At 35.0% G+C, this 7,663-nt stretch carries 7 protein-coding genes; 3 read left to right on the top strand and 4 right to left on the bottom strand.

All coding sequences use genetic code 11. The features are described from left to right. Positions 1 to 411 precede the first annotated feature (411 nt). Together P8I29_08185 and P8I29_08180 are read left to right on the top strand one after the other, a co-directional pair. Positions 412 to 768 carry a hypothetical protein gene (locus P8I29_08185; protein ID MDG1917765.1) on the top strand — a complete coding sequence of 119 codons (357 nt, stop codon included), beginning with the start codon at positions 412 to 414 and terminating at the stop codon, positions 766 to 768. An 88-nt stretch (positions 769 to 856) separates the two neighbouring features. Beyond that, positions 857 to 2,050, top strand: a complete 1,194-nt coding sequence (locus tag P8I29_08180) for a serine hydrolase (GenBank protein ID MDG1917764.1) — start codon at positions 857 to 859, stop codon at positions 2,048 to 2,050. On the opposite strand, the gene P8I29_08175 is transcribed toward P8I29_08180, so the two are convergent. The 3 genes from P8I29_08175 to P8I29_08165 form a co-directional block, all read right to left on the bottom strand. Next, positions 2,047 to 2,763 (bottom strand): DUF4197 domain-containing protein, encoded by a 717-nt coding sequence (locus P8I29_08175; protein ID MDG1917763.1) that lies wholly within the window; start codon positions 2,761 to 2,763, stop codon positions 2,047 to 2,049. The genes P8I29_08180 and P8I29_08175 overlap by 4 nt on opposite strands. Before the next feature lie 28 nt (positions 2,764 to 2,791). Beyond that, positions 2,792 to 3,664: a pirin family protein gene (locus P8I29_08170; protein ID MDG1917762.1), complete on the bottom strand. Its 873-nt coding sequence runs from the start codon at positions 3,662 to 3,664 to the stop codon at positions 2,792 to 2,794. 164 nt (positions 3,665 to 3,828) lie between these two features. After that, the gene (locus tag P8I29_08165) at positions 3,829 to 4,485 is read right to left on the bottom strand and encodes a YceI family protein (GenBank protein MDG1917761.1); all 657 of its coding nucleotides are present in this window, start codon (positions 4,483 to 4,485) and stop codon (positions 3,829 to 3,831) included. A 120-nt stretch (positions 4,486 to 4,605) separates the two neighbouring features. Here P8I29_08165 and P8I29_08160 point away from each other — a divergent pair, with 120 nt between their 5' ends. Then, positions 4,606 to 4,917: a helix-turn-helix domain-containing protein gene (locus P8I29_08160; GenBank protein ID MDG1917760.1), complete on the top strand. Its 312-nt coding sequence runs from the start codon at positions 4,606 to 4,608 to the stop codon at positions 4,915 to 4,917. A gap of 70 nt (positions 4,918 to 4,987) precedes the next feature. Here the strand turns inward: P8I29_08160 and P8I29_08155 are convergent, their stop codons facing one another. Beyond that, complete coding sequence (locus P8I29_08155) at positions 4,988 to 7,246, bottom strand: fasciclin domain-containing protein (protein ID MDG1917759.1); 2,259 nt, start codon at positions 7,244 to 7,246, stop codon at positions 4,988 to 4,990. Positions 7,247 to 7,663 lie beyond the last annotated feature (417 nt).

Raw genomic sequence — 7,663 nt, 5'->3', positions numbered from 1 at the left:
GTTTGGATCTTTCACTCTTTTGTCCTCTATACTAAAACCATCTTCCGTAATTCCTTCAATTTTAGTTCTACTGATTTCAGGAAAGCTATTATATTTTTCATTAGGAATTATGCATATCAATTCAAACTCCATTAAGACCACAGAACTTTACACCCAGGTTACCAAAATCTCAAAAAACAACATTTCAAATCCGCTAGACCACTTGTAGCACTACACCATCTTTAGCACATGGATGATAATCCGCCAAACAATAAGCTCTTTTTCTGAGCTTATTTTGTAATTCCTTAATTTAATCTTGCTTTGAATTTTAATTAAAAAAACCTTAGGTTTGAGAAAATTAACCTTTCAATTAATCAAATTATGAAATTAAAAACAATTTTTTGGATAGCTGCAGTGCTCACTGCACTACAAATGTTACCGTTAATAGGCGCAATGATTTCGCCTGATATTAAAGCGGCTTTAGTATTAGATGCATTCGGTGTAGAAACCTTAAGCCCTGATGGGAATTTGTTGTTTGATACCTTTGTGTTAGTTGTTGGCTGTATTGTTACAGGTATATTTTTTATGATTATCGGCATGACATCTATTGAAGATTTGGCGGCACTAAAGCGTCTTTCTTTCTTATTATTTGTCGTTATGGGCTTTTTGGCTTTGCCTGACCTTATCAACGCATTTGCGGGAAAACCAACTGCTCCTCTACCCGTAATTTTGCTTAACCTAGCAGCATTAGGCTTATTACTCTATGGTTCTAAAAAAGGAACTGTATAATAACCCTACTTAATTTTTAATGAGCCAAACATTCGTTTTCAGTGTTTGGCTCATTGAGTTCAACACTATTTTGTAGTACCTTTATATTATGAAGTATATCGCAGTTTTTTTTCTTCTTCTGTTGGCTTGTCTCCACGTCAATTCTCAATCTTATTTTCCACCCAACAACTCGAGTAATTGGGATAGTATTAGTCCTGCTAGTTTGGGTTATTGTCAAGAAAATATTGACAGTTTGTACAACTATCTAGACATCAATAACACCAAAGCGTTCATCTTGTTAAAAGATGGTAAAATAGTCTTAGAAAATTACTTCAACGAACATACAGACACCTCAAATTGGTATTGGGCTTCGGCAGGTAAAACTATAACATCTTTACTGGTCGGCATTGCTCAAGAAGAAGGACACCTAAACATTAACGACACCACATCGAACTACCTTTCCGAGGGGTGGACAAGCTGTAACGCCGCTCAAGAGTCTAAAATTACAATCCTAAATCAGTTAAGCATGACCTCTGGCTTAGATGATGGGGTAGACAACAGCTATTGTACCACCGATAGTTGTTTGCTGTATTTGGCAGATGCTGGAACACGCTGGGCCTATCATAATGCCCCTTATACATTACTTAAAAATGTTGTGGAAAATTCAACTGGACAAGGGATTAACGCTTACGCCTATCAAAAAGTGGTCAATCCTATCGGAATGAATGGCCTATTTGTTTTTGAGGGTTACAATAGTATTTTTTTTAGTACGGCAAGAAGTATGGCTCGTTTTGGACTGTTAATACTTAATGAAGGTAAGTGGAACGATAACGAAATTCTTGGAGATGATGCTTATTTCAGCGCCATGACCAACACTTCGCAAGACCTCAACGAGTCCTATGGATATTTGTGGTGGCTCAATGGTAAAAATAGCTTTATGGTACCTCAAGGCCAATATGTATTTGAAGGCAGTTTATGCTCTAATGCCCCCGACGATATGTATGCTGCCATGGGTAAAAACGGACAATATATCAACGTGGTTCCTTCTCAAAATATGGTATGGATAAGAATGGGAGATGTTTCGGAAGAGGGTTTAGTACCATTCAACCAAAATAACGGCATATGGAACTACATCAATCAGTTGGTGTGCGATCAAACAACTGTGGACGTTCATTCAACAAAAGACCAAAAAATCATTGGAATAACCGATGTATTAGGCAGACCTTCAAAAGTCATTAAGAATAAGACTTTATTCTATCTTTATGAGGATGGCAGTGTGGAGAAAAAAATTATTCTGGACTAGTCAAATACCTTTTTTAAAATATCAGAAGTGCGTGCTAAAGGGTTTTTTCTGATCTCTTTTTCCTGTTTTGCCAATAATACAAATAAGCCGTCAATAGCCTTATTTGTAATGTAGTCTTCAAGATCAGGGTTGATGTCTTTAGTAAAGGGTAAAGCATTGTATCGTGTAGATATTGTAGTCCATTGCTGAGCTACCTTATGCTTTTGCATTGAGGTATTAATAATGGGTTTAAAAGAACGGTAAACATCTGAATGTGTTTGTTCCTTTAAATAGTTTGTAGCAGCATTATCCGCACCTTTCAAAATGGAGTAAGCATCCTTTATCGTCATTCCATTAACGGCCTTAACTAACAGGCTTAAAGCCTCTTTACTGGCTGACTCGGCCGCATGGTTCATGCTTTCCTCAAAAGAATTTATCTGAGCTTGTAAGCCTATTTTAGATAAACTATTTTTTACGTTTTCTGCCTCAGCAGGAAAAGGTATTCTTATCAATGCGTTGGTATTAAAACCGTTGTATTGAGAAGCATTTTTAACCGCATATTCACTGCCTTTCCTTAAAGCCTCGCTTAGTCCCTTCTTGATGTCACTTTCGGAAAGACTAGCCTCCGTACGAATTAAATTTTTAACGTTATCGTTAGCCTTCTTCAATAGGTTGATTTGCGCACTTAGGCAAAAAGAACTTAGGGTAAGTACAAGTGTAAGAAATGCTTTCATTGAGTAATTAAATGGATTGTTTAAAGTCTCAAATATACATAGGTACTTCCATTAATAATATTTTTGCTCCTTTTTTTGCGGTAATATCTAAAGAATTGGTATTCCATACACCAAAGCCATCTCTTTGGTCTAGCTTTTGATTTTGTATAGTCGCTTGACCTTCGATAATGAAAGCATACACCCCATTTTGTTTCGAATTTAAGTTGTAATTAAGCCTCTTATCCGTTGTAAATTCACCTAAGCTAAACCATGCGTTTTGATGAATCCATACACCCTTGTCATTGCTGTTAGGTGATAATATTTGATAAAAAGTATCCTTCTTTTTTAGGGACTGTAATGACAATTGATCGTATCTAGGTTTTACATTTCTTTTGTTAGGGAACAACCAAATTTGTAAGACTTTAACATCCTTATCTTTATTGGCGTTAAACTCGCTATGTTTTATGCCTGTTCCAGCGCTCATTACCTGCACGTCACCATTTTTAATAATAGCCCCATTGCCCATATTATCCTTATGCTTTAAGTCGCCCTCAAGTGGAATAGTAATGATTTCCATATTATCGTGAGGATGTGTGCTAAAGCCTCTACCCCCTGCAATAATATCGTCATTGAGCACCCTCAACACACCAAAATTCATCCGTTGTGGATTTCGATAGTTGGCAAAACTAAACGTATGATTGACCTTGAGCCATCCGTGGTCGGCACTACCGCGTGTATGAGCTTTGTGCAGAACCGTACTTTCAGTGCCAATTTCGTTATTTGGCATATGGTTGAAGCCCACTTGTTCCATTAATTTATTGAAAGTGGATGTTTTGCCATTGCTCGACTTGAGCATCAAAGGAGCTGCCATAGCGGCAACTCCTGATATAATGGACTTTTTTAAAAATTCTATTCTTTTCATATTACCTTACAATATACTTTCCTGTAGGAAATTTTTTAAGCCATAAATCCAAAGCCTTCTTCTTTGACAAAGTAAGCTGTAAACGCTTTTATAAAAATACAATTTTTATCTCTTTTTGGCTGATTTCCTATAAGGTTAACTTCTGTTAAACTTTTCGAGGCATTTTAGATTTCTAAATTTACTTGGATTTCAAAATCGTCATAAATCATATTGTCGCCTAGGCTATCAAAAAAACTACCAGAACCGTATTTGATATCATATTTAGTTCTATCAACATTAATAGTAGCGCTTAACTTCTTACCTTTAGTGGTAGCGTCAAAATTGATAGCCTTAGTAATGCCTTTTATAGTAAGCGTGGCATCGATACTATAATTGTTAGCTGACTTTGAGGTCACTTTTGTAATATTTAAAGTAGAAGTAGGATGTTTAGCAACGCCAAAGAAATCATCCGACTTAAGGTGTCCCTCTAACTTTCCTTTATATTCTCCTGATAAGTCCGTACAAGCAATACTGGTCATATCAATCACAAAATTTCCACCTTTTAACTTTTTACCCTTATAGATAAGTTCAGCAGACTTTAAGGCAATAGTTCCCTCGTGAGAGCCCACTACTTTTTCGCCTTTCCATTCTATCGAACTGCTTTTAACTTTTACATTATCGCCAGTAGTGAAACTTTGAAAGACAAAAGCAGTTAAAAATAAAACTAATCCTAAAACGACTTTGGATAGTTTGTCTCTCAAATTAGCGTGAGAACCATCACAATTACCGTTTTGATCATTTGTTTTCCCACATTTACATTTAGGTATTCTTAAACTTTTCATATTTGTTTTTTATTAATTATTATTTTAGTTTCGCAAAGTAACTAATTATAGTAACTAAATGTAACGGTTACTAAAAAGTAACCCTAAAAAAACTAGTTTCAACAAAGTAACTATTGATATATGAAAGGAATTGAAGAACTATGCCCAACGAGTATCTTTGAAGAAAAATTGGGAGGAAAATGGAAATTAGCCATCATTTATAATTTAAGAAATCGCAATTTGAGGTTTGGGCAGTTGGCAAACTTAGTTGATGGTGTTTCTAGAAAAGTTCTTACAGAACATTTAAGGCAAATGGAAGAAGATAAGTTAATCGTTAGAACCGTTTATAAAGAGATTCCTCCAAGAGTTGAATATGGACTTACGCAAGCGGGTAAAGACCTAATGCCTTTGTTTCAAAAAATCGACGACTGGGTAAGAAAACATTATGCATAAAAAAAGTGGAAAACGTCTGTTAGGATGAATTCCACTTGAACGGGCTTAACCGACCCTATTGTAAACTTAATTACTGAAAAACAAGATTATAAGTTTTTATTTCCATGCTTGTAGTTAACGATAGATTATAAATCCCTTTAGGAAGAGTAGATAAATCAATTGGCGTATCGTATTGGTCTTTAGTGTTTACCGTTTGCTTAAATACCTGCTTACCCACTATATTTGTAACTGTGATATGAACATCTTCATCACCAGAATTAAATTGGATATTAAACACTCCTGATGATGGATTAGGGTATATACTAAATTCAATATCATTTTCGGTTATGGCAGATGTACCGCAAACCTCCTGACATTCAGAAATAGAAGAAAAATTACCTGTATCATCAGATAGCTCAACACAAGCGTCTTCTAAACAATCCCACGAAATATTTGGAGTAGTGACTTCACAAAATAACAAATCAGGACTATTTTGTGGAGCAAAATTAACTTCATTTGCATCATGTATTATTTGACCATTTATGTCATAAATCAAATAGCCCGTTTCATCCGGATAAGCAGGGCTGAGTACTTCGAAGTTAAGCGTATCGTTATAATTGGTATTGATAAAAGTAGTTTGAGCGTAACTTAACAAAAAATCTATTTGTTTATCAAAAACTCCATTTCTATAAACATTTAGACCGCCACCATACCATCCAACGCCATAATCACTAAACATTTGAACTTTTACCTTGCCGCAGTGATCCTCACCAAATTCTTCACAGGCAATAATATCTGTATAGCTATCTAAAGAAGAAAATTGCGGTGTAGAAGTGGCATTAACAACTAGCTCTTCATCGGAATTATATAGTTTATAAGACTGAGGATATCCACCTTCATCTATAAAATATAAATCTATTTCATCACCGTTGTCTACGCCAAAGTCATAAATTCTATCTGCGCCACCATCGAAAACTGTCAGAGATTCGATAAATACATCATTCTTGTAGAGCAGTAACTCGGAGTCACCCCAGCTGTAATCAGAGTATGATGATAATACCAAGCGCCAAATACCGCAAGTGCCCTCCAAAACTGGAATAAAAGGTTTGATAACAGCATCTATAACATGAACAACACCGTTGAAAGCGTATAAATCTTGAACGGTTACCACAACTGTATTTTGTTCGCCAATAACGTAAAAAGTACTATCTATATAGTCAAACTGAATTTGTTCTCCTTGCAAGGTATTTGCCACATTTCCAGAGTACATATCCTCACCAAAAATTTCATAATTTACTATATGATTATTGACTATATTAGATAAAAATTGTGAATTCAAAAGCTCACTAGCGGGGATCCCTAATTCATCGGCAAGAACTGCAAAAGCATCATCGGTAGGAGCAAATACAGTCCAAGGACCGGGACCAGAAATACTGTTGTCAATGGATGCCTGTACAGATAATTCATCGTCTAAGCCAATTGCTATTATGGCTTCTTCTAAAATTTGGTGACTATCACTCTGTCTTATAATTTCCATAACAGTAGCTTCAGGCATACCTTGAGGAGCTAAACAATAATCAATGACATGTACAACCCCATTATAAGCCTCAAAATCAGTTGAGATGACTTGGGAACCATTAACAAACGTACCCTGTTCATTTTGTGAGATATTTAGTGATTGACCTTGAGCTGTCAGTAACTGTAAGCCATTATATAGATCCTCAGCCAACCATCTGCCTTCGGCAATATGGTATTCTAATATTTCTGTGAAATCAGGAATATTTAGCGCATCGAATTGTCCCAAATTCATATATTCTAAAATTTCAGAAACAGCATTGTTGTTTGGAACAAATATGGTCCAAGGCGCACTTTGAGTCAAAAAAGTATCTCCATAATAAGAAAAAGCATAAGAAGATTGAAAAATTGGAACTTCTTGAACGTTATACATATCTATCATGAGATCATTCAAATCAAATGCATCTACAGTTATGCTTAAGGTCATACCGGCTTGGGCATTATATCCTACACTACAATCAAAATTAAAAACACCTGCCGTATCGAAACTAACAACACCCATACAAACACCTTCTACATCACCAGTGGTTTGTTCTAAAAAAATTTCTGAAGGGTTATTATAAGGTTCATCAGTAATACTATTTGTTATTCCATTAAGCGTATGTTCACCTTCAATATTTACAAATGCCACGGTTTCACCAGGAGTTATAGTTAATTCTGAAGGCACAAACTCAAAATTATTAAGGATAATGGTATGGTCTGCCTCACACTGGGCTAAAGTGCTTAAGCCTACAAAGTTTAATAAAATTGCAATCGAAAGTGATAAACTTTTCATAAAATGAATATTAGTAAATTAAGTTGCAAACATACAATATTTTTTGTTTTGTATAGCTTGTTAATGGTAAAGCTATACAAAACTTGCTTGTTTACTTATAAGTTCAAAGCATATAATGCTTAACTCTACATCCAATCAGTAAGAGCAGTAAAAGCGTTTGTTGTAGCAGATAATATTATGACTTTATTTCTAGGGCTAAATAGAGCTTTTTAGTTCATTTATTGTTAGGGTATAATCTTTTTTATAATCGACTTTTTCTTTGGGATTAATTAAAATTAGTGTTACCTTTTATTTGTGGGTTTTAGTTAAAATAAATGCAAGTTTTCTATTTTTGCTATTATTAAAATATATGACAGCCTTAATTTTTTATCTTTTTTTAGCTCTTTTTATTTCATTTGTTTGCTCTTTAGTGGAGGC

The organism is Flavobacteriales bacterium (assembly GCA_029248105.1).
Taxonomy (GTDB): domain Bacteria; phylum Bacteroidota; class Bacteroidia; order Flavobacteriales; family UBA7312; genus UBA8444.
The sequence above is the reverse complement of the archived record's forward strand: the minus strand, read 5'-3'. Positions and strand labels throughout refer to the sequence as shown.